17 protein-coding genes are annotated in these 20,359 nt (G+C 66.8%); 5 read left to right on the top strand and 12 right to left on the bottom strand.

Annotation, left to right across the window (positions count from 1 at the left end):
- The first annotated feature begins 71 nt into the window (after positions 1-71).
- Complete coding sequence (locus ACQPZ2_RS26265) at positions 72-2,345, top strand: LuxR C-terminal-related transcriptional regulator (protein ID WP_433520883.1); 2,274 nt, start codon at positions 72-74, stop codon at positions 2,343-2,345.
- 4 nt (positions 2,346-2,349) lie between these two features.
- On the opposite strand, the gene ACQPZ2_RS26260 is transcribed toward ACQPZ2_RS26265, so the two are convergent.
- The 4 genes from ACQPZ2_RS26260 to ACQPZ2_RS26245 all read right to left on the bottom strand — a co-directional run bounded on the left by ACQPZ2_RS26260 (position 2,350) and on the right by ACQPZ2_RS26245 (position 5,802).
- Positions 2,350-2,865: a DinB family protein gene (locus ACQPZ2_RS26260; protein WP_433520882.1), complete on the bottom strand. Its 516-nt coding sequence runs from the start codon at positions 2,863-2,865 to the stop codon at positions 2,350-2,352.
- Positions 2,866-2,959: 94 nt separating this feature from the next.
- Entirely contained in the window at positions 2,960-3,808 is an 849-nt protein-coding gene (locus ACQPZ2_RS26255; protein WP_433520881.1) for an alpha/beta fold hydrolase, read from the bottom strand.
- Positions 3,808-4,974 carry a 3-hydroxy-9,10-secoandrosta-1,3,5(10)-triene-9,17-dione monooxygenase oxygenase subunit gene (gene hsaA / locus ACQPZ2_RS26250; protein ID WP_433520880.1) on the bottom strand — a complete coding sequence of 389 codons (1,167 nt, stop codon included), beginning with the start codon at positions 4,972-4,974 and terminating at the stop codon, positions 3,808-3,810. Before hsaA ends, ACQPZ2_RS26255 begins: the two co-directional genes overlap by 1 nt.
- Before the next feature lie 123 nt (positions 4,975-5,097).
- Positions 5,098-5,802 carry a response regulator transcription factor gene (locus ACQPZ2_RS26245; RefSeq protein ID WP_433520879.1) on the bottom strand — a complete coding sequence of 235 codons (705 nt, stop codon included), beginning with the start codon at positions 5,800-5,802 and terminating at the stop codon, positions 5,098-5,100.
- 283 nt (positions 5,803-6,085) lie between these two features.
- On the opposite strand from ACQPZ2_RS26245, the gene ACQPZ2_RS26240 reads away from it, so the two are divergent.
- The gene (locus ACQPZ2_RS26240) at positions 6,086-6,727 is read left to right on the top strand and encodes a maleylpyruvate isomerase family mycothiol-dependent enzyme (RefSeq protein WP_433520878.1); all 642 of its coding nucleotides are present in this window, start codon (positions 6,086-6,088) and stop codon (positions 6,725-6,727) included.
- Positions 6,728-6,746: 19 nt separating this feature from the next.
- Here ACQPZ2_RS26240 and ACQPZ2_RS26235 read toward each other — a convergent pair whose 3' ends face one another.
- Together ACQPZ2_RS26235 and ACQPZ2_RS26230 are read right to left on the bottom strand one after the other, a co-directional pair.
- Positions 6,747-7,679: a tyrosine-protein phosphatase gene (locus ACQPZ2_RS26235; protein WP_433520877.1), complete on the bottom strand. Its 933-nt coding sequence runs from the start codon at positions 7,677-7,679 to the stop codon at positions 6,747-6,749.
- A 48-nt stretch (positions 7,680-7,727) separates the two neighbouring features.
- Entirely contained in the window at positions 7,728-10,145 is a 2,418-nt protein-coding gene (locus ACQPZ2_RS26230) for a PEP-utilizing enzyme (protein ID WP_433520876.1), read from the bottom strand.
- Positions 10,146-10,314: 169 nt separating this feature from the next.
- Between ACQPZ2_RS26230 and ACQPZ2_RS26225 the strand changes: the two genes are divergently transcribed.
- Positions 10,315-11,790 (top strand): FAD-dependent oxidoreductase, encoded by a 1,476-nt coding sequence (locus tag ACQPZ2_RS26225; RefSeq protein WP_433527530.1) that lies wholly within the window; start codon positions 10,315-10,317, stop codon positions 11,788-11,790.
- Between the two features lie 132 nt (positions 11,791-11,922).
- Positions 11,923-12,321 carry a hypothetical protein gene (locus ACQPZ2_RS26220; RefSeq protein ID WP_433520875.1) on the top strand — a complete coding sequence of 133 codons (399 nt, stop codon included), beginning with the start codon at positions 11,923-11,925 and terminating at the stop codon, positions 12,319-12,321.
- A 1-nt stretch (position 12,322) separates the two neighbouring features.
- Here ACQPZ2_RS26220 and ACQPZ2_RS26215 read toward each other — a convergent pair whose 3' ends face one another.
- The 4 genes from ACQPZ2_RS26215 to ACQPZ2_RS26200 form a co-directional block, all read right to left on the bottom strand.
- Positions 12,323-14,050: an N-acyl-D-amino-acid deacylase family protein gene (locus ACQPZ2_RS26215; RefSeq protein WP_433527529.1), complete on the bottom strand. Its 1,728-nt coding sequence runs from the start codon at positions 14,048-14,050 to the stop codon at positions 12,323-12,325.
- Between the two features lie 89 nt (positions 14,051-14,139).
- On the bottom strand, positions 14,140-15,774 hold the full coding sequence (locus ACQPZ2_RS26210) for a hypothetical protein (protein ID WP_433520874.1): 1,635 nt from the start codon (positions 15,772-15,774) through the stop codon (positions 14,140-14,142).
- Between the two features lie 72 nt (positions 15,775-15,846).
- Complete coding sequence (gene xylB / locus ACQPZ2_RS26205; protein ID WP_433520873.1) at positions 15,847-17,256, bottom strand: xylulokinase; 1,410 nt, start codon at positions 17,254-17,256, stop codon at positions 15,847-15,849.
- Positions 17,256-18,254: a zinc-dependent alcohol dehydrogenase family protein gene (locus ACQPZ2_RS26200; RefSeq protein ID WP_433520872.1), complete on the bottom strand. Its 999-nt coding sequence runs from the start codon at positions 18,252-18,254 to the stop codon at positions 17,256-17,258. Before ACQPZ2_RS26200 ends, xylB begins: the two co-directional genes overlap by 1 nt.
- 68 nt (positions 18,255-18,322) lie before the next feature.
- On the opposite strand from ACQPZ2_RS26200, the gene ACQPZ2_RS26195 reads away from it, so the two are divergent.
- Positions 18,323-18,838: a hypothetical protein gene (locus tag ACQPZ2_RS26195; RefSeq protein WP_433520871.1), complete on the top strand. Its 516-nt coding sequence runs from the start codon at positions 18,323-18,325 to the stop codon at positions 18,836-18,838.
- Here ACQPZ2_RS26195 and ACQPZ2_RS26190 read toward each other — a convergent pair.
- Together ACQPZ2_RS26190 and ACQPZ2_RS26185 are read right to left on the bottom strand one after the other, a co-directional pair.
- Complete coding sequence (locus ACQPZ2_RS26190; RefSeq protein ID WP_433520870.1) at positions 18,824-19,843, bottom strand: glycoside hydrolase family 172 protein; 1,020 nt, start codon at positions 19,841-19,843, stop codon at positions 18,824-18,826. The genes ACQPZ2_RS26195 and ACQPZ2_RS26190 overlap by 15 nt on opposite strands.
- Positions 19,840-20,295, bottom strand: a complete 456-nt coding sequence (locus ACQPZ2_RS26185; RefSeq protein ID WP_433520869.1) for a thioredoxin family protein — start codon at positions 20,293-20,295, stop codon at positions 19,840-19,842. Before ACQPZ2_RS26185 ends, ACQPZ2_RS26190 begins: the two co-directional genes overlap by 4 nt.
- Positions 20,296-20,359 lie beyond the last annotated feature (64 nt).

The raw sequence follows: 20,359 nt of genomic DNA, 5'->3' as shown, positions 1-20,359 counted from the left end.
GATACGACATCTCGGTCAAAATGCCCGGGACGGCGGCCGCGCATGAAAAGGTATGCAGCGTGGTGCGGCACGTGACAGGGAACCTCCCCGCTGAGGTGACGAGCTTCGTAGGTCGTGACGCCGAGGTCGCCACGGCGCGCAAGCTGCTGTCCAACACGCGGCTGCTCACCCTGACCGGGCCGGGCGGCGTCGGGAAGACCCGGCTCAGCCGCCGGGTGGGGGAGACGGTGCGTCGCGCCTTTCCCGACGGTGTCTGGCTGGTCGAGATCGCGCATGTGCACGACGGGGATCTGGTGGCGTTGAGCGTCGCGCAGGCGCTCGGTCTGCGCGACGACACCTCCTCACCCGTCGTCGGCCTGACCGAATTCCTGGCCGACAAGACCCTCCTGTTGATCCTGGACAACTGCGAGCACTTGATCGGCGCATGTGCCGAACTCGTGAACCGGCTGATTCCGACGACCACCGACCTGCGAATTCTCGCGACCAGCCGCGAGTCGCTCGGAGTCTCCGGGGAACAGGTCATGCCGGTGCTGCCGCTCACGGTGCCGGAAGTGGACGAGGACGAGGCACGTCCAGCGCACGTCGACAGCGATGCGCTGCGGCTGCTGATCGATCGCGCCGTCGCCGCGAACCCCGATTTCCAGGTCACCGATGCCAATCGCGGGGTGCTCGCGGCGATCTGTCGTCGCCTGGACGGTATACCGCTGGCACTCGAGCTGGCGGCATTGCGGTTGCGGATGTTCACACCGAATCAGGTGCTCGCACGCCTGGACGATGCGATACGGCTGCTCACCGCCGGGTTGCGCACCGCGCCGGAGCGGCAGCAGACCCTGGAGGCCGCGATCCGATGGAGCTACGACCTGTGCACGCCGGATGAACAGCACCTGTGGGAGCAGCTGTCGGTCTTCGCGGGTGGTTTCGATCTGGAGGCCGCGGAGGCGGTCTGCGTGGTCCCCGACGTGCTGCTGGACGCGTTGACCGGGTTGGTGGACAAGTCGGTGCTCGGCTATCGGCAGAACAGCGACGGTACCGGGCGCTACACCATGCTCGAACCGTTGCGTCAGTTCGCATTGGCGGGATTGGTCGCCCGCGGTGGTGAGCGGGCGGTGCGGCTGCGTCATCGCGATTACTACCACGGGATCGCAGCGCAGGGCCGCACCGCGTACTGGGGTAGCGAAGATGTCACCTGGTTCCGTGACGTGACCCGCGAACATCCGAATATGCGTGCGGCACTGCAGTTCTCCCTCGCCGATCCGGAAAGCGCCCATCGCGCACTGGAAATCGCGACGGAATTGCGACCGTTCTGGGAGCACTACCGCTTCCTGCTCGAGGGCTATCGCTGGCTCTTGGAGGCGCTGGAGAAGGATCTCGACCACACGAAGGATCGAGCCCGCGCACTGGCCGCCGCTTCGGTGATCGCCGCCATGCTCTCCGATCCGCAGACCGCCACCCGCTTCGCGGACGAATGTCTTTACATTGCGACGGAACTCGAAGCCGAAGACGTGCTCGTCGAACATGCGCTGCTCGCCGCGCTGCTGGCATTCGCCAACGACGAGCCGAGACAGGCACTCGATATCGCCGAGGCCGCCTCGGACCGTGCGCGTGCCTGCGCCCACCACGGCGTCGAGATGGAGAGTCTGGCCTTCGCGTATGTGTGTGCGCTGGTGTTGGACGACGACCGGGCAGGCGCGATCGCGGATCGCTTCCTCGCAAAGACCAGGGACTACGGCTCGCACCTGTTGGGCGGGCTGGGGCATTGGGCGGTGGGCACCGACCGCTGGCGTAACGGCGAGCAGGACGCGGCGATTGCGGAGCTACGCAAGGCGGTCGAGCTGTTCAGTCTGTTCGACCGGTGCGTGTGGACGGCGTCCGGTTTCGACGGACTCGCATGGGTGGCGACGGCCGACGGCGATCTGAACCGTGCGGCGCGACTGATGGGGGCGGCGTCGACGGTGCGGCGCGGCAGTACCCAGCGGCTCGCCCATGAGATGACCGAATTCGTCGGGGACAAGGTGCGCCTGCAGGTGCGCGACGCGATGGGCGAGAAGGAGTTTCAAACAGCGTTCGATGCGGGCGCGGCCTTGGGGTTGGCGGAGGCGGTCGCTTTCGCGCTCGGCACCCCGCTGCCTGCTACGCCGGTGAAAACCGTTGCGGCGGATGTGCTTACCCGCCGCGAACGTGAAGTCGCGCGGTTGATCGGGGCGGGTTACAGCAATAAGAGCGTCGCGAGTGAGTTGGTGATTTCGATTCGGACCGTCGAGAGCCACGTCGACCACATTCTCACCAAATTGGGCTTCACCTCGCGGACGCAGATCGCCGCGTGGGTGAGCCGGAATCAGATCTGACGCGTCAGTCGCCGGTCGCGCCGTCGATGCGTTCGCGTAGGAAGTCCGCGTGGCCGTTGTGTCGCGCGTATTCCTCGATCATGTGCACATAGACCCAGCGCAGGCTGAATTCGATACTGCGGTGAGTGAAGACGTGGTCCAGGGTTAGGTCCGCGACGGCGGCGTCGGCCGACTTGATCTCCGCGTGCAGCGTCGCCAGATCCGCGGCGGCGTCGGCATTGGCGATATCGTCGAAATCGCCGTTCGGGTTGTCTTCGCTGCAGTACAGGTAATCCAGCGGTTCGCCGCAGGTGGCGATGCGGAACCAGCCGCGCTCGCATTCGGCGAGATGGCGGACCAGGCCGAGCAGCGACAGCGTCGAGGGTGCGACGCAGCGCCGCTTCAGCTGCTCGGCCTCGAGCCCGGCGCATTTCCACAGCAGGGTGCGGCGGTGCAGGTCGAGCCAGGTCTGCAGCATGGTCCGCTCGTCGGCGACCAGCGGCGGCTTGGTTCTGGTGATGTCGGGTGCGGTCCACGTCACCGGCCGACTGTAACTCCGAACCCGCGCCAGGATCTCGTGAATTAATGCGACATCGGCCGGACATAGTGATGCCTATGTCGTCTCGGCATCGGCGCTACAGGCCGGAGTTCAGGAAGTCGACGACCGCGCGCTCGAAGGCGTCCCTGCGCTCGATCTGCACCCAGTGCCCGCAGCGCCCGAACAGCCGCAGATCGGCATTCGGCAGCTGACGTGACGGCAGCAGCGCACCCTCGGCCGGAGTGACCCGATCATCGCGGCCCCACAGCAGCAGCACCTCGTTGCGCAGCGCGCGCAGCCGCGCCCACAGCGGAATCGGTTCCGCGAACGCGGGATTCGCGAAGGTCGCGTAGGCGTCGCGGATCGCCGCGATGGCGGTCGGATCCGCTGCGGCGGCCCATCGGTTCTCGATGAGCTCGTCGGTGAGTACCGCCTCGTCGAACACCATGGTCCGCAGCCAGGCGAGTACCCGCTCCCGGGTCGGCTCGCCGGTGAAGTCGAGCAGCCGCCGAATCCCTTCGGACGGTTCGGGTCCCAGCACATTGACGCCGACACCGCCCGGCGCCATGAGCACGAGCCGATCGATGCGCCGGGCGTGTTCGAGCGCGACGAGCGTCGCCACCGCACCACCCATGGAGTTGCCGAGCAGGTGCACCGTCGGCAGTTCGAGTCGATCCAGCAGTCCGAGCACAGCGTCGGCGGCGATGCGCAGATAGTTGCGCTGGTACACCTCGGGGCGTTCACTCGCGCCGAAGCCCGGCTGATCCAGGATCAGGCAGCGGAAGTGTTCGGCGAGTACCGGCAGGTTCGCGCCGAAATTGGCCCAGCCGGACACCCCAGGGCCGGAACCGTGCAGCAACACCAGCGGCGGACCCGAACCCGCCTCGTGGTAGCGAAGTTTCAGCCCGTCGACGGTGATGTGGCGACTGGTATCCGCTGCGTCCATCAGACCATCCGATCTTCGACCGGCAGCCCGAATTCACCGCGGCCGAACATGGCGAGGGCGCGCTCGACGTCATTGATGACGTGCACACTGCCCGCGTGTGCGTCGCGCCAATGTCGTTCGATCGGATTGGGTTTGCGGATCGAGTGGCCACCGGAATTGTCGAACAGCAGCTCGATCGCCTGGATCGCGCGCTCGGTGCCGCGCACCTGATCGCGGCGGGTGCGCAGCCGGGTTTCGTACGGAATCTCCTCGCCCGCTTCGGCGTAACGCAGTTGCTCGGAAATGTTGTGTTCCATCTGCAGGATGGCCGCGTCGATTTCGGAGCCCGCGCGGGCGACCCGCACATGGGCGAATGCGTCCTCGGCCACCTTCTGCCCGCCGTAGGACAGCCGGACCCGCTCGCGCATCCGCTCGATATGCGCCTCGTACGCGCCCTGTGCGGCACCGATGATGGGCGCGGTGATGGTGTTGGAGAAGACGCCGGCGAACGGAATCTTGTACAGCGCAGCGGGATTGGCTTCCTGGCCCGGACCGCGCAGCTGTGATTGCTCGGTGGCGCTGTAGGCGCGGTGGTGCGGTACGAAGGCCTTCTCGATGACGATATCGTTGCTGCCGGTGCCGGACAGGCCGACCACGTGCCAGACGTCATCGATGCGATAGTCGTTGCGCGGCACCAGGATTGTCAGATAGTCCTTGGGATTGCCGTGCTCGTCCGGGGCCAGTGCGCCCAGGAATGCCCACTGGGCATGGTCGCAGCCGGAGGAGAAACTCCACCGTCCGCTGACCTCGTAACCGCCCTCGACCGGCGTGAGCCGACCGGTCGGGGCGTACGAGGAGGAGATGAGCGTGTCGGAATCCTCGCCCCACACCTCTTCCTGTGCCTGCAGTGGGAAAAGTGCCAGCTGCCAGGGGTGCACACCCAGCACCGACGACACCCAGCCGGTGGACGGGCAGGCCGACGCGATCGTGCGAATGACCTCGTAGAACGCCACCGGGGAGGCTTCGTCGCCGCCGAAACGCGATGGCTGCAGCATGCGGAACACCCCCGCCTCGGTCAGTTCCCGGATGCTCGCCACCGGAACCCGCCGCTGCAGATCGGTCTCCGCGGCTCGCTCCCGGATTGCCGGGAGCAGATCCCGAACCCGATCGAGCACCTTATTGGCCATGACGGGAGTCCTCCTATGTTCTCGCGACCGGTGTGCCGGACGACGCCATAGTTGTGACGCTATGGCGGCCGTGGCGGCGCGTCGGGGAGAAGTCCCGGTGATCGGAACGCTCGGAGGTGGTGTCTATACCGCGTGCAGCAAATTCGATGCGGCGGTTGCCTCATACGGGTCCGGACCCCACCGATAGCCGTAGCCGCGGATATTCGTGATCAGCCCGGGGCGGTCCAACTTCGCGCGCAACGAGGCCATATGCACATACAGTTTCCGCGATACCGCCAGCATCGAGTCACCCCAGACGCAGTCCATCAATTGCTCACGGCTGACCGCGATTCCGGGCCGCTCGGCCAGGACCCGCAGCAACTCGAACTCCAGCCGGGTGAGCGGGACCAGTTCCCCGGCCACCTCGACCCGCCGCGCCGCTAGATCTACGCGAACATCTTCGCTGGTCACCGTCTTGCCCCGGGCCGCGCTGGCAACGCCGACCCGGCGCGTGACGGCCTCCAGCCGTGCGGCCAACTCACCGATGCGCGCGGGTTTGACGACATAGTCGTCGGCGCCGCTGTGCAGCCCGAGCACAATCGAACGCTCATCGGCGTGCTCGCCGAGGATCACCACCGGCACCGAGCTGACCTCGCGCAGTTTGCGCAACACCTGCAACCCGTCCATATCCGGCAGCCCCATGTCGAGGATAACGGCGTGATAGCCGTGGTGCGCCAGCAGCAGATCGGCCCCGCGATGCTTGCGCTCCACCTGATGACCGTGCAGTTCGAGCCCCTGCGCCAGGGCGTCGCCACCATCGGCTTCACCATCGATCAAGATCAGCCGCATCCGTCTCACCTTCCCGCACGATCCGCCGAAGAGCAGCGAACTTGCATGGTCGCCGCCGCCGCCCGAGCAAGCAAAGTTATCCCCTTGCCATCCTTGGGAAACACCGCTCCGCGCCCTCGGTTGGACGAGTGATCACGGGGAAACCATGGCGGCGAAACGCCCAAGTAGTCCGCCGCCACCAGTGCCACCTGATCTTGATTGAATTCCGGGGCGAGCGATGAATTCGGGGGGAGCGGGTCGTCGTAGGTTGTGGAGGGGGTGGTTATGGGTTGGAGGAGGTGTGATGACGGAGATCGAGGTGCGGGCGGCGATCGCGGCGGAGCGGGGTGAGTTGGCGGAACTGCTGGCCGGGCTGGCGGGTGAGCGGTGGGATGAGCCGACATTGTGTGCCGGATGGCGGGTGCGGGAGGTGGTTGCCCATATCACCATGCCGTTTCGGATGTCCATGCCGCGGTTCGCACTCGAAATGCTCGAGGCGCGTGGGAATTTCAACAAGATGGCGGATAGGAGCGCGCGATCGGCTGCGGCGGTGCTGACTGCCGAGGATCTGGTCGCCGCGGTGCGCGACAATGTGGATCATCCGTGGAAGCCGCCGGGTGGCGGGTACGCGGGTGCGCTGAGTCACGATGTCATCCACGGTTTGGATATCACCGTCGCACTCGGGCTCGACCGCGTCGTCCCGGCCGAGCGCATGCGAATGGTGCTCGGCGCGCTCTCGCCGAAGAGTGTCAACTTCTTCGGCGTCGACCTGGACGGGATCGAACTGCGGGCCGATGATCTCGATTTCACCTACGGCTCGGGTTCGGTGCTCGCGGGTTCGGCCCAGGATCTGCTGCTGGTGTTGTGCGGCCGGACGCTGCCCGCGGGAAGTGTGCGCGGCGATGCGGCCGAGAGATTCACAGCGCCGGTGCCACCTTCGCGGTGACACCGGCACAAGCTCAGTGCTAGTTCAGCATCTTCGCCTTCAGCGCCGCCAGCGTCGTGCCGTCGATCCCGAGACCGTCGCCGAGGAAGCTGTCGAACGAGCCGTAGGACGCCTGGACCTGGTCGAACGCCGCGTCCAGGAACTCGTGCTGCACACCGAGGATCGGCTCCCAGAGCGCACGATCGGTCACCAAGCCCTGGGCGACGAGCCCGTCCAGCAGCGCCTTGTTCCCGGCCGCCAAGTTGTCGTTGGAGTCCAGGAAGTCGCTGTAGATCTGCCCCTTCGGAACATCCAGCGCGCTCATCAGGATCGCGGTCATCCAGCCGGTGCGGTCCTTACCCGCCGTGCAGTGGTACAGCACCGCACCTTGCGCGGTCGCGATGTCCTTGAATGCCTGGGCGAACTGGGCGCGCGCGGTGGGGTTCGAAACGAACCACGCGTAGTAGTCGCGCATGATCTTGGCGGCCTTGCCGTCGCCGAGCGCCTCCTGCTGGGCGGCCGGTCCGGCCTGGATCAGTCGCGCCACCATGAGGTAGAAGTCGTTGGCCGGATCGTAGACCGGCTGTTCGGTGCGGCGGATCGATGCCGGGAGCTTATCGGGATCGCGACCGGTTTCGGTGGGGCTGCGGAAGTCGATGACCTGAGTAATGTTGAGCGACACCAGCTTCTGCTGTTCGCTCGCATCGAGTTTGGCCAGCGCGTCGGAGCGGTACACGACACCGGTCGCGAGCTTGCTGCCGCCCTTGGCCGGATAGCCGCCGATGTCGCGGGCATTCGGCGCATGTGCCAAACCCACCGGCCGATCGGCCTGGCCCGGGGACCGCAGCACCGGCACGACCGGCCCCGAGAGCGCCGGACCCGCCGATGCCGGTCCGGCCAGCGCCGGGAGAGCGCCGACCAGCACAGCGGCCGCGGCCGCGATCGTGCCGCGGAAAGCGCGCGAATTCTTCACGAGGGGTGTTCCTTTCATCAAAGTCTGCGACCCGAGTTCGGGCCGCGCTCAGTCGGCCAGCAGCGTGACGGTCCCGGCCGCGCCGTCCACGCGCACGCGCTGGCCGTCGGCCAGGCTGGTGGTCGCGGTCTTGGTGTCGACGACACAGGGAATGCCGAATTCGCGGGCGACGATCGCGGCATGGGATGCGGATCCGCCGATATCGGTGATCACGGCGGCGGCGTAGGCGAACATGGCGGTGTGGCCGGTGTCGGTCACCGCGGCGACCAGGATGTCGCCGGGCTCGATATCGTCATCCAGCGACAGCACCAGCTTCACCCGGCCCTCCACCACACCGGCGCAGACGCCGATGCCGGTCAGGCTTTCGTCGGCAGTAAGCGCCGCCGCGTCGGGGACCGGTTCCCATTGTCCGGCAATGACATCGGGCATCCTGATGGTCTGCAGTCGAGTGCGTTCCGCGCGCCTGCGGGCCACCTTGCCGGCCGCATCCGCAGGGAGACAGAAGATTTCGTCCAGCGTGAGATAGCAGGCGTCGTCGATCTCGCGCAATCGACCGGCTCGAACGAGCCGATCGGCGCGCTCGCGCACGGCGAGTCGCAGGCAGTGGGTGATCCGGACGACGCCGTCGCGTGCGCGTTCCCGCGCAACGGTAGCTCCGGCGGCCATCCGAGCCGTGCGACTCGGCGACGAATCCACGGCTGCACGCTTGGGCGCCGGCATCTGCGCGGCGCGTGCGGCGGCGCTCACCAAGAGAGCGGGGCGGTCGCCGAATGTCGGGTTGATCAGTTCGCATTCACCGGGACCTCGGTGCCCGACCTTCGCCAGCTCCTCGTCGAGCGCGGCGGCGAAAGCAGGTGATTTCGCCCGCGTCGCATCGATATCACCGGCGCGCGCCAACTCGGCGAGATCGGTGTCGGCGCGACAGAATTCGGCCAGGCGCTCCACCGCGAGCATGGGTTTCGCCGATTCCAACCGGGTCAGGTCGATCGGAACCTCGCCGGCATCCTTGCCACGTGCGTGGATGGCGGTGGCGGCGCCGGTCATCATCACACCGATCGCCGCGGCCTGCCACGCCTGGAGCAGACGATCGCGCCAGAGCAGGGCGCGGACGTGCAACTGCTCATCGGAAAGTTCACGAATCTCGTTCGCGCTCAACGCTTCCGCATGAGATGCGGCATTGATCAGCTCGGCTGTCGCGACAAAACGGCGGGCGGTGGCGATGACGCGGGAGGTCGCGCGCCCCGTCGCCAGCGTGCTGGCGAGCCCGGTCGGCATCGGCGGCTTGCCATGCGGCTGCAGGGCGATTTCGGCCGGGATATTGCCATAGGCGTCGCGGCGGATGCTCTCCTCATCCCAGCCCGGCATATTCTCGGCCGCGAGTACGCCGATCGAGGCATTGATGTAGATGTGGTGGCCGAGCACCGTGGTGACCCGACTCGTCCAGTGTTCCAAGGCGATTCCGTCGAGGGCGATCATCTCGCCCATGGCCTCGTTGCTGAGGCGAATGGCACCGGCCTGCAGGTCGATGGTCAGCGGTGTCATGGGGCCGGGCAGCGCCTCGGAAGTATTGGTCGCGGTGTGCACCGGGTAGCGCTCGTCGACCCGATCGTCGAATTCGCCCTCGAGACCTTCCGGGGCGACATCGGTGAGCGGATGGTTGTCCGATGTGGCGGCGCGGGATGGAATCACGTGTGACGGCAACGGGATTGCGCCCTTGCGCGTGCGGAAGCCACCGTTGCCGGGCTTGCGGCCGATCATCCCGCGCACCAGATCGGCGATGACCTCGCCTGCCGTCCAGCCGCAGCGGAAGCCCCACTTCTCCTGTGCGACCGTGACATCCAGGAGAGCGTGGCGGTCGGACCGGCCGGGCACCCGGGCCGAGTACCGTACACCCGCTTCGCGCATCATGCTGCGCACCTCGTCGGTGGTCACCACGCCGGAAGCCGCGAGTTCGACGATCTCGAGCCCATTTTCGCGATGACCGGATGGCAGCGCGGTGGCGGCCAGTACCAGGAAGCGGTCGAAATCGTCGCTGTGCAGCAGCTGGAATCCGGCGTCGGACTTCGAGCCGAGAATCGGTCCGAGTGCCCGGCGGGTTTCGTGCCCGACGCGGCGCCCGGCAATCGGCGCGGCGCGCACCAGCACGCTGTCCGCGCCCGACGCGCGCAGCACCGCCAGCGCCTTGTCGTCGGAAAGCCCTGGCGAGCTGGGACCGACTGGAACCACCACCCGGGCACCGGCTTCGCGTGCGGCGGCGGCAATTTCGGCGAGCCCGCTCGCCGCCAGATGTACGACGCTCGCGCAGCCGTCGACAGCGTCGGTGTGGTCGGTCGTGCGCCGCACCCGTGGATCGATGTAGCGATGCCGCCGCTGGTCCAGCCCGACCACTTCGTGCCCGGCGGCCAACAACATGCGCGCCACCGTGCGACCGCTCGGCTCGGTGATTCCGGTGACCAGGACCCGCATCGATTTCCTCTCCTCACTGGCGCCGGGATACGCGAACGTGACGCCGTTCACACACCATCGCGAGTGCGGGCCGCCGCGATCGGTGCAAGTCCCACTGACCGGGAGTACCCGGCTCGACCACCGAGATGATCGATTCCGTCATCCGGTGGACGCGCGCAGCCTCGATGCCATGACGGTCCGCAGATCGGTCGCGCCGCGTGCCGCCGCCGAGGTGAAGTCCTATGACATCGAGACCGACGTGCTGGTCGTCGGCTACGGCAGTGCGGGGGCTTGCGCCGCATTCGAGGCCGCGACGGCCGGTGCCGAGGTTGTGGTGCTGGATCGGGCCGGTGGGCCGGGTGGTGCGTCGGCTTTGTCAGGCGGCGAGCTCTACCTGGGCGGCGGTACGCCGATCCAGCGGGCGTGCGGGTTCGACGACAGTCCCGAGCAAATGGCGGCATTCCTGGTGGCGGCGCTCGGGCCGGGCGCGGATGTGGCGAAGATCGTGCACTACAGCGAGCGCAGCGTGGCGCATTTCCACTGGCTCGTCGATCGCGGTGTGCCGTTCAAACCCAGCCTCTGGGATGCGCCCGCCTGGGTGCCGCCGACCGATGACGGGCTGATGTGGCTCGGCGAAAACAGTTGGCCGTTCACCGAAATCGCTATTCCCGCCCCGCGCGGGCACCGTCCTACCGCGAACGACTTCGGCGGAACGCTGCTGCTGGACTGCCTGGTTTCGGCAGCCGAATCTGCCGGTGTGACAGCGCGATACGACACCTACGCGACGAATCTGATCCTGGGCGAAGATGGCTCGGTGGTCGGCGTGGTAGCTCGACACTTCGGCAAGGAGCTCACAATTCGGGTTCGACGCGGATGTGTGCTCACCACTGGAGGTTTCGTCGACAACGACGATATGCTCACCGCCCACGCGCCGCGTCTGCTCGGCCACACCAAGGTGAGCGCGGGCACCGACGACGGCAGCGGCATCCGCATCGCACAGGCCGTCGGCGCCGCCGTGCGGCATATGTCGGCCGGTCAGGTCGGTGCCTCGCTGATTCCGGGCTTCGCCGCACGCGGCATGATCGTCAACCGTCGCGGCCAGCGCTTCGTCAACGAGGACACCTATCCGGGCCGCATCGGCCAGGCCGCGCTCTTCGGTCACGATATGAACGTTTGGGTGGTGCTCGACGAGCGAGGCTACGAGGAGGTGCCCGAACGCGAACGCTGGGGTGTGCGCCCGACCCACGTCGCCGAATCCATCGACGAACTCGACGAACTACTCGCCCTGCCGCCCGGCGCACTCACCGCCACGATCAGCCGCTACAACGAATTCGCCTCGCGCGGAACCGATCCCGACTTCCACAAGGCACCGCGCTGGCTGCGCCCACTGACACCCCCGCTGGCCGCCATCGACGTGAGAGCAGGCGTCCGCCCACCCTCGGAATCCGGCGACCGCCGCGGCACCGGCGCCTCCGTTTTCACTCTCGGCGGCCTGCACACCACCCTCGACGGCCAAGTCCTCGACCTCGACGGCCTCCCCATCCCCGGCCTGTTCGCAGCCGGCCGCGCCAGCTCCGGCCTCCACGGCGAGGGCTACATCAGCGGCACCTCCCTAGGTGACGCAACCTTCTTCGGCCGCAAAGCCGGCGCCACCGCCGCGCGGTAACCCATCCACTGACACAATCAAGATCAGGTGGCACTGGTGGTGGGGGCTACTCGCGATTTGCCGCCGTAGTCTCCACGTGATCGTTTGTCCAGTTTTGGTGTGTTGGGGGTGCGGGTGGGGGTGGAGACCGAGATGATGAGGGCTGTGGATCCAGGTTTGGTGGGTGTGGTTGCGGGGTTGCACTGGGATTTGGCCGAGTGGATGGGGGTGGACGCGCCGCCGAAGGTTTTCGATCGGTTCGCCAATGCGCTGGATGAGCGGTTCTCGGCGGTGACCACGGTCGGGCAGGTTGTCGATCGCGATACGTTGTTGGCTGGGGTGTGGTCGGCTCGGAATACTCAGCCGGGGTTGGTGATCGAGGTTTCCGATATCGAGGAGCTGGCTCGCGGCGGGACGGTTGTCAGCGTGCGTTTCACGGCGGAGAACCAGATGGGCGAGCTACGGACCCGCCGCCTGGTGACCGCGATCTTGATCATTGCCGACCACGGCTATCTTTGGCGTTCGGTGCACGAGACTCCCGCCGCCGAGTAGGTCACCTCGCTTCGAGGAAGGTGCCCGCCTGGATCGTGGTGCCGAAACCCGGTGCGAAGTCGCCATATTCGTACAGCAGGTGACCACCGACGATGGTCGCGGCGACGGCGCGGTCGTTGCGGTTGACCATGCGGTCCAGGCCATCGATACCGGGGACGGGGGCTTCGGCGTAGGCGGCGCTGGAGCCGTCGAATCCGGCGGGGTCGATGACCGCGATATCGGCGCGGGAGCCTTCGGTCAGACGGCCCGCGTCCAGGCCGTACCAGTCGGCGAGTTCGCCGGTCAGGCGGTGGATCGCGGTCTCGAGCGGCATGAAGGCGCGCCGGTGGACGCGCTCCAGCATGCGCAGGCCGAAGTTGTAGAAGGCCATATTGCGTAGGTGGGCACCGGAATCGGCGAAGCCGACCTGGACGACAGGGGAGCACTGGAGCTGGTCCATCACCTCGTCGCGATCATTGGCGATGACTGTGCGCCAACGCAATTGGGCACCGTGCTCGACGGTGAGGTCGAGCAGGGCATCGGCCGGGTGGATGCCGCGCTCGTCGGCCACCTCGCCGAAGGACTTGCCGATGACCCCGGGATCCGGGCAGGCGACGATCTGGGCGTCGTAGAGGTCGCGATGCCATACGCGGGGACCGTATTTCTTGCCGAGGTCCTTGCGGAACTGCCGACGGTAGGACTCGTCGGCAAGCAGTTCACCGCGCTTCATCACATCGCGGATATTGAGCGCAGCGACGCCGGAGCCGAATTCCTCGAACACCACCAGATCGACGCCATCGGCGTACACCTCGAACGGCACCGGCAGATGCTGCCAACGGAATTGCGCTCCGCCGACGGTATTCGCGATCCAGGCGGCGGTCGTGGCGGCCCGCGCGACGGTGCGGTCCGCCTTGACGTCCATCCCCGCGATCAGGGTGGTCTTCAGCGGCTTGCGGAACGGGCGTCCCGCGCTCTCGGCGAAGTAGCGCGCCAGCTCGACGCGGGCCGTCAGGTTGGGTGTGCTCTGATGGATCCGATCGCGCTGCCGCAGAATGTCGTTCAGCGCTCGATATTCGCGCCAAGTGGCATACGTCGACGGCAGCTGTCGGGTCGGGAAGCGCACGCCCTCCAATTTGGAGAACGAACTGCGGATGGTGGACAGTCCGAGGAAACCGGCATCGAGTGCGTCGGACAGCATCTCACGCATGCGGTCCAGTTCCGCCTCGGTCGGCCGCACCGCCGCGTCCACGGCCCGAGCCAGCCCCATCACCGCGACCCGCATATCCGAATGTCCCAGTAGCGCAGCCACATTCGCACCGAGCGGGCGTGCGGCGAGGGCGCGCGCGTAGGCATGCGGACCGTCCCAGTCCTTGTGCTCCTTGACCGCGGCATGCACCGCATCCCACGGCAGTGCCTCCACCCGGGCGAACATATCGGCACAGTCCTCGGCCTCGGAATACACCGTCGACAGCGAACAGTTCCCGAACACCACGGTGGTGACGCCGTGCCGTACGGACTCACCGAGACCAGGGTTGCCGAGCACCTCCGCGTCGTAATGCGTATGCACGTCGAGCATTCCGGGCATCACCCATTTGCCCGCCGCATCCACGTTCCGCGCGCCGTCGGGCAATGCCGAGGCGCTGATCACGGTGACCCGGCCGTCGGCGATCCCGATATTGGCGACGCGCGGCGGTGTGCCGAGCCCGTCGAATACCGATCCGCCGCGAATCACCACATCGCACCGAGCCATCTCAGCCCTCACATCCATGTAGGAGATACCGGTACTACCGGTATCTCCTACATCGTCGCACGGGTCGGCGTCGGCCTCTCGAAAAAAAGTCAGGCAACCTCGAGCGCCAGGTAGGTCGCCACCAGCATTCCGGCCATGATGCCGAGGCCGACCAGCGGGCCGAGCATGGCGACCGAGAGCCAGCCGAGGCCGATCAGCGCCCCACCCGCCAACCAGGTCGCGACCGGCGCGAAACGCGACATCAGCTCGAAGAACTTGCCCGGGGTGGCATGGTCGGCTTCGCAGGGCGCCTCACCGTCGTGGACATAGCCGACGACACCGGGTAGCCGCTTGGCAACGAGGGCCGCGCCGTGCCCGCCCTTGATGTAGCGCACCTGGAGCGTGCCTGGCGGAACCGAATCGAATCCGGTGAAACCGCCGACCCCGACATCGCGCATGCCGAGTCCGCGCAATGCGCTGCACAACCAGGCGACCGGCTTATCGGCGCTGGCGCACACATTCACCAGCGAGCCGACCTGCCCGCTGTCGGCGCATTCCACCCAGTCGAATTCGCGGGGCAGCACACTGCCCGCCAGGAAGACGTTCTGGAATGCCAGGGCCGGTATCTGCTTGAGCGATTGCCCGAACAGGTAGGTGCCATTGCTGTGCCCGACGAAGTGGAAAGGAATGCCGGGATGCCGGGCCAGGTGGTAGCTGTACTGATCGGCGAACCAGCGCAGATTGCGGCGTCGGGTGAACGGCAGCGCGAAGTTGTAGGCCGACAGCCGCCCGTAGGACGGTGTCACCACCAGCACGTCCGATTCGAGCTCGTGCAGTTTCCGCTCGAGTTCGTTCGGCCATTCGCCATTGCCCGATCGAATGCCGTGCAGGGCGAAGACCACCGATTTGATGGTCGCCTCGTGCTCGGGTAGCGGGCTCGGGTTGGTGGATTCGATGTCCTCGGTAATGGCCCAGCGCAGAATGTCGTAGCGCTGTCCGGTGTAATCCTCGCGGACCTTGCGTCTGGTGCAGGCGATATCGGCGTGTGTCGCATTGGGCATGAGCTTCTGCACGCCGGTCGGCAGGGTTTCCAGATCGCGGCTGTCTTCGCTGTTCACCGCCCAGTCGTTGCGTGCGCGCACCTGTACGACAGTCGGTGCCTTATCGCCGAGATCGGCGATTTCGCGCAGCCATTGGATGCGCAAATTGGTGATGAACGGTGAACCGCAGAGCATCTCCAAGACCGTGAACGTCTGCAGCAGCGGCACCAGTACCTTGGCCAGCATCCGGAACGGCCAGGGCGCGCGGTCCAGATCGACGCCGCGATTCGGCGCGGCGAGCAGCACGATGCGGGAGACGGCGTCGGCCCAGGCCAATTGCGGACCGTCGAGACCGCGCAGTGCCTGCAGGAAGGCGTAGCGGAGCATGACGCCGCCGATGCTGTGTCCGATGAGGACGATCTCTTCGGTCTGGCGCGGTCCGGTCCAGTAGGCGTCGACGCGATCGGCGAGATCGCGGCAGCGCGCGGTCAGGCTCCCTCGGCTCAGCCGGGTGACCGGCTCCGGGAATTGCCAGTAGACGGCCTCGTCCGGCCCGTATCCGGGCTCGTGGCGCAATTTGTCGAATAGATCCTTCGCCGCATGCGGCGGTTCGGAAAGACCGGCGACATAGACGACCAGTCGACGGCGCTGTGCGTGCGCGGATTCCATGATGATCCCCCGGGGTGCGGCGCCATCGGTCCTCATTCGATGGCCTGCGGTGGTACTTCTACTACAACATCGCGAATACGTCCAACGGTGTTTCCCGCTGCACCGTATTCATCGAGCGTAGAGGGCCTGTCGTGCGTTCTCGTACGTCGTCCGGATCCGCCTGCCGATCCCGTCGTCGCTGGGCGAGCGGACCTCGGCAAGGGTATGTGCGGGCCAACTCGGCGGCTGTGCGTCGCCACCCAGAGCCCACGCGGCCTGTCGGGCGGCTCCGAGGGCGACGTATTCGTTCGGCTTCGGAACCGTGACCGTGAGTCCGAAGATCTGGGCGGCGAGTTCGGCGACCAGGGCGGAGCGGGCCGCACCGCCGATCAGTAAGACGCGCTGCATCGGGATTCCAGCGGTGCGTAGGTGGTCGAGCGCGTCCGCCACATTACAGAGCATGCCCTCGACAGCGGCGCGCGCAATATGGCTGGGGCGCAATGTTTCCGGTCGCAGACCATGCAGACTGCCGGTGGCATTCGGCAGATTCGGGGTGCGTTCGCCGGAGAGGTAGGGGAGCATGACGACCCCTTCTGATCCCGGCGGTGCCTGGCGCGCAAGGGTTTCCAGGCCTGCGAGGTCGACGCCGAGCAGCTCGGCCGTGGCGTCCAATACGCGGGCGGCATTGAGTGTGCAAACCAGCGGCAGGAATGCGCCGGTCGCGTCGGCGAATCCGGCAATGGCCCCGGTGGCGTCGGCGCTGGGTGCGGCGGCGCGGGTGTAGGCGGTCCCGCTGGTGCCGAGTGAGATGACGACGTCACCGTCCGCGATGCCCAAACCCAGTGCGGCACCAGCATTGTCGCCGGTGCCCGCCGCGACGATCGCGCCCGCAGGAGTGCGTCCGACCACTTCGGCGGGACCGGCGACACGGGGGAGTTCGGGTGTTCGATCCCGGAAGGCATGGGCAAGCAAGTCTCTGCGGTACAGACCGGTCGCGGGCGACCAATAGCCGGTACCAGAGGCGTCGCCGCGATCAGTGGTCGGTTCGACGGTGGGATCGGACGGCCCACCGCGCAAACGCCAGGTCAAATAGTCATGCGGAAGCAACACCCGGTGTGTGCGGTCGGCATGTTCGGGTTCATGATCGGCCAGCCACCGCAGCTTGGCGACGGTAAATGCCGCCAGCGGCACACTGCCGACGGCATCGGCCCACATTTGCGGGCCGCCGAGTTCGGTGATCAACTCTTCGGCCGCGTCGGCGGATCGGATATCGTTCCACAGCAACGCATCCCGGACCGGATGGCCGTCGGCGTCCAGTGCGACCAACCCGTGCTGCTGGCCCGCGATCGCCACCGCATCGGCCCGGTCCAGCAACCCGTCGCCCGCCGAACACAGTGCCTGCCACCAGGATTCGGCGGGTACCGCGGTGCCGTCCGGGTGCGGGGCGCGGGCTTCGTCCAGAATCTCGCCCGTGTCGGCATCGCACAGCACGACCTTGCAGGACTGGGTGGAGCTGTCCACCCCCGCGACGGTGGCCATCAGGCATCCGGCCTGAGCTGGATCTTGCGGCCGGTGCCGCCTCGGAAAGTCTGTAGCGCATCGGGGAATTCGGCCAATCCGAAGCCGTGGGTGATCATGGTGTTCGCATCGATCACACCCTTGCCCATGAGTTCCACCGCGCGGCCGAAACTGTGCAGTACGGCCATCGAGCCGACAATGGTGATCTCGTCGTTGTAGATCCGGAACGGTGAGATCGCCGCGGTCGCCGCGCCCGGCGCCACTCCGAACTGCTGGAACACCCCGCCCCGGCGTACCCGGCCGAGTCCGTTCTCGATGGCGGCGATCGCGCCCGTACAGTCGATGACCACCTCCCAACCCTGCGGGCGGTCGAATTCGTCGGCGGTTGTGGCGGTGGCGTCCGCGCCGAGGTCGACGGCCACCGCGAGTCGCGCGGCATTGATATCGACCACCGACACCGACGCGGCCCCCGCGACCCGCGCCAGCTGCAACATCAGCAGTCCCATGGTGCCCGCGCCGTACAGCAGATAGTGCGCGCCCAGCGGACGCGGCAGCACGTCGAACGCATGTACCGCACACGACAGCGGCTCGACGAGCGCACCGTGCGCGGTCGACAGCGTCTCGGGCAGCCGATAGCAGTTCGCGGCAGGCACCGCGACGTATTCGGCCATCGCGCCGTCGACGGTATCGCCTATCGCGCCCCACCGTTCGCACAGATTCCCGCGCCCGATCGCGCAGTAATGACACGCCCCGCAGAACAACGACGGATCCACCGCGACGGAGTCGCCGATCCGCACACCACCGACGCCCGAGCCCAGCGCCACCACCGCACCGGCGAACTCGTGACCCGGCACGATCGGATACGGTGTGGGCGGGAATTCGCCATCGGCGATATGCACATCGGTGCCGCAGATCCCCACCGCATCCACCCGCACGACGACCTCGCCGGGCTTCGGTGTCGGATCCGGCACGTTCTGCACGGCGATTTTCCCAGGCGTCTCGATCACGACCGCGCGCATAGCACTACCTTGCACCCGACCCCCGCCGCTGCGTCGCATTTCGCTCCGCTCGCATGGCGGATTTTCGGATGAGGCAGACTGTCGCGGTGAACGACGACCCGGACCAGCACGCCGACGTGCACGTCCGCACGGGCGACGGAACCACACTGCCCGCCCTGACGGATCCGCTGCTCGACGATCTGCTGCGCGAACCACCCGATCCGGAATATCCGGCGATCGTGGTCGAACGCGGCGAGCACGCCTACATCCAGGCACGCCTGCTGCCCGACGGCGTGTACGAACTCGAGCACCGTGCGGCCGCATCGGACGAGTGTTTCCAGATGTACACCCCTGACGCCAGATTCGTGCGCGACGTCATGTGGGCGTGGATCGACGAAAACGCTTGGTGGCGTGAGAGTGTCGGATGGTATCGCCTCGATCCGGCGGTTGCGGAGTTGGAAGCCGCCCGACGCGAGTTGTCCGGTCTGCTGGACGGACTTTCGGTCATGGACGGCATCGAATCGGCGATGGACGATGCGTTGAGCCGCGCGGACGAGCTGCTCGCCATGGAAGTTCCGGATGATGACGAGCTAGACCGAGGTTAGGCGGCTCTGGTACCACAGCGCCGTTGTCGAGATATCGGCTTCCGTCAGCGGCAGATAGGTGCCGTCGTCGTGCCAGCCGAGCGCCTGAATCGTCACGCGCAACTCCTGCCGGAAGCAGATCGGATCGCGAATATGCCAGCGGTACATGCCGAATCGCTGATGCGGCTGGTAGATCTCATCGGACGGCAGGACCTGGTGCAGGCCGAGATAGGGCGTCGAATACGTGTGGTAGGCGCCGTCGAGATCGAAATTCCACGCGCCGCCGAAGTAATCCTCGGTGCCGGTGCCGCAGAGGGTCGGATGGGTGGTGTCGCCGTCGAGGTAGAACTTCAGCTCGCCCTCACCCCACCAGCCCGGTGCGCCGGGCCGAATCGCGAGGTAGGTACCGACATATCGGCCGGGACCCGGTGTCGCGTCGAGAATCGTGTGCACGGCGGGCGAGCCGAGTGGCGTGCTGTGGCGGTGCAGCGCGTGCAGATGTCCGGCGGAGTCGGGGACATCTTCCTCGGTATAGGTGAATTGGTAGTAGACCGGCACCGCACGGTCACTGCCGTTGTGCAGGGTGATCCTGGCATGCTCACGAAAAGGCATGGGCCAGAAGCTGTTCAGACCACCGGCGGGCGCAACCACCACCATCTCGGATTGCACAAGTGCCAGTTCGTCCCAGCCGTTGCAGAAGAAATCGCCGAGTGGCAGGTCGATCGCTGGCTCGGGTTCGTCGTCCCAGTACATGCGCAGGGTGAGTTGCCGCAGCACCGTGCGGTCGGTAGTGAGCCAGCAGTGGCGCAGCACGCCGGAGCCGGAAATATCTGCGAGCGTTATGGTTTCGCCAGCATCGAGGTGAATGGAGGGGGAGATTTTCCAGCCGGGTCCGAGTAGCCGTGCCGCATGTGCTCCGGTGCCCTCGGTCGCGCGTCCCCCGGCGCCGGGGGAGCCGGTCGGATTCTCCGCACTGATCGAGCGGGTCCGTGCGGCGTCGAGCCGCCAGAGCTCCGATGCCGTCACAGCCCCGGCCAGCCGTATCGATCGGTGACCGCGGCGTGGCCCGCGCGCTTCTGGTAGGCGATGGTGGTCGGCGGCTGTTCGGGTTCGCCGACCGAGACGCTCGCCGAGAGCTGCGCCAGCTCGCGCCGGAATTGGTCCATATCCAGCCAGAGGATCTGCTGCACCAACTCCTCCATCGTTTCCGCGGGCAGGGCACCAGCCTCCGAATAGACCAGCAGGCCCTCGCGGAAAGCCATGAGCGTCGGGTAGGCCGAGATACCGGCAATTTCGGTCAGTTGTTTCTCGGCATCGATATCGACTGTGCCGTAGACGATTTCGGGATGCAGATCCGCGGATGCCGCGAAGACCTCGGCGAATCGGCGCGACGGCGCACACCACTGCGCACCCCAATCGATCAGCACGATATGGCTGTTCGCGACGGTCGCGTCGAAATTGTTTCGGGTCACGGTCATTGTCGGCATCGAGGTCCTCGCGATAGCTGTCCTGTATGCAACGCTGCATCTTCGCATGGGTGGC

The organism is Nocardia pseudovaccinii, from assembly GCF_050942345.1.
GTDB lineage: Bacteria > Actinomycetota > Actinomycetes > Mycobacteriales > Mycobacteriaceae > Nocardia > Nocardia pseudovaccinii.
This window is presented reverse-complemented; position numbering and strand designations above follow the sequence as displayed.

What these genes read in the sequence shown, in the direction of transcription:
- ACQPZ2_RS26255 (WP_433520881.1), bottom strand. Translation starts at nt 3,808, where the DNA reads ATGGACGCAGCGGATACCAGTCGCCACATCACCGTCGACGGGCTGAAA.
- hsaA (WP_433520880.1), bottom strand. Translation starts at nt 4,974, where the DNA reads ATGGCCAATAAGGTGCTCGATCGGGTTCGGGATCTGCTCCCGGCAATC.
- ACQPZ2_RS26245 (WP_433520879.1), bottom strand. Translation starts at nt 5,802, where the DNA reads ATGCGGCTGATCTTGATCGATGGTGAAGCCGATGGTGGCGACGCCCTG.
- ACQPZ2_RS26240 (WP_433520878.1), top strand. Translation starts at nt 6,086, where the DNA reads ATGACGGAGATCGAGGTGCGGGCGGCGATCGCGGCGGAGCGGGGTGAG.
- ACQPZ2_RS26230 (WP_433520876.1), bottom strand. Translation starts at nt 10,145, where the DNA reads ATGCGGGTCCTGGTCACCGGAATCACCGAGCCGAGCGGTCGCACGGTG.
- ACQPZ2_RS26225 (WP_433527530.1), top strand. Translation starts at nt 10,315, where the DNA reads ATGACGGTCCGCAGATCGGTCGCGCCGCGTGCCGCCGCCGAGGTGAAG.
- ACQPZ2_RS26220 (WP_433520875.1), top strand. Translation starts at nt 11,923, where the DNA reads ATGATGAGGGCTGTGGATCCAGGTTTGGTGGGTGTGGTTGCGGGGTTG.
- ACQPZ2_RS26215 (WP_433527529.1), bottom strand. Translation starts at nt 14,050, where the DNA reads ATGGCTCGGTGCGATGTGGTGATTCGCGGCGGATCGGTATTCGACGGG.
- ACQPZ2_RS26210 (WP_433520874.1), bottom strand. Translation starts at nt 15,774, where the DNA reads ATGAGGACCGATGGCGCCGCACCCCGGGGGATCATCATGGAATCCGCG.
- xylB (WP_433520873.1), bottom strand. Translation starts at nt 17,256, where the DNA reads ATGGCCACCGTCGCGGGGGTGGACAGCTCCACCCAGTCCTGCAAGGTC.
- ACQPZ2_RS26200 (WP_433520872.1), bottom strand. Translation starts at nt 18,254, where the DNA reads ATGCGCGCGGTCGTGATCGAGACGCCTGGGAAAATCGCCGTGCAGAAC.
- ACQPZ2_RS26195 (WP_433520871.1), top strand. Translation starts at nt 18,323, where the DNA reads ATGAGGCAGACTGTCGCGGTGAACGACGACCCGGACCAGCACGCCGAC.
- ACQPZ2_RS26185 (WP_433520869.1), bottom strand. Translation starts at nt 20,295, where the DNA reads ATGACCGTGACCCGAAACAATTTCGACGCGACCGTCGCGAACAGCCAT.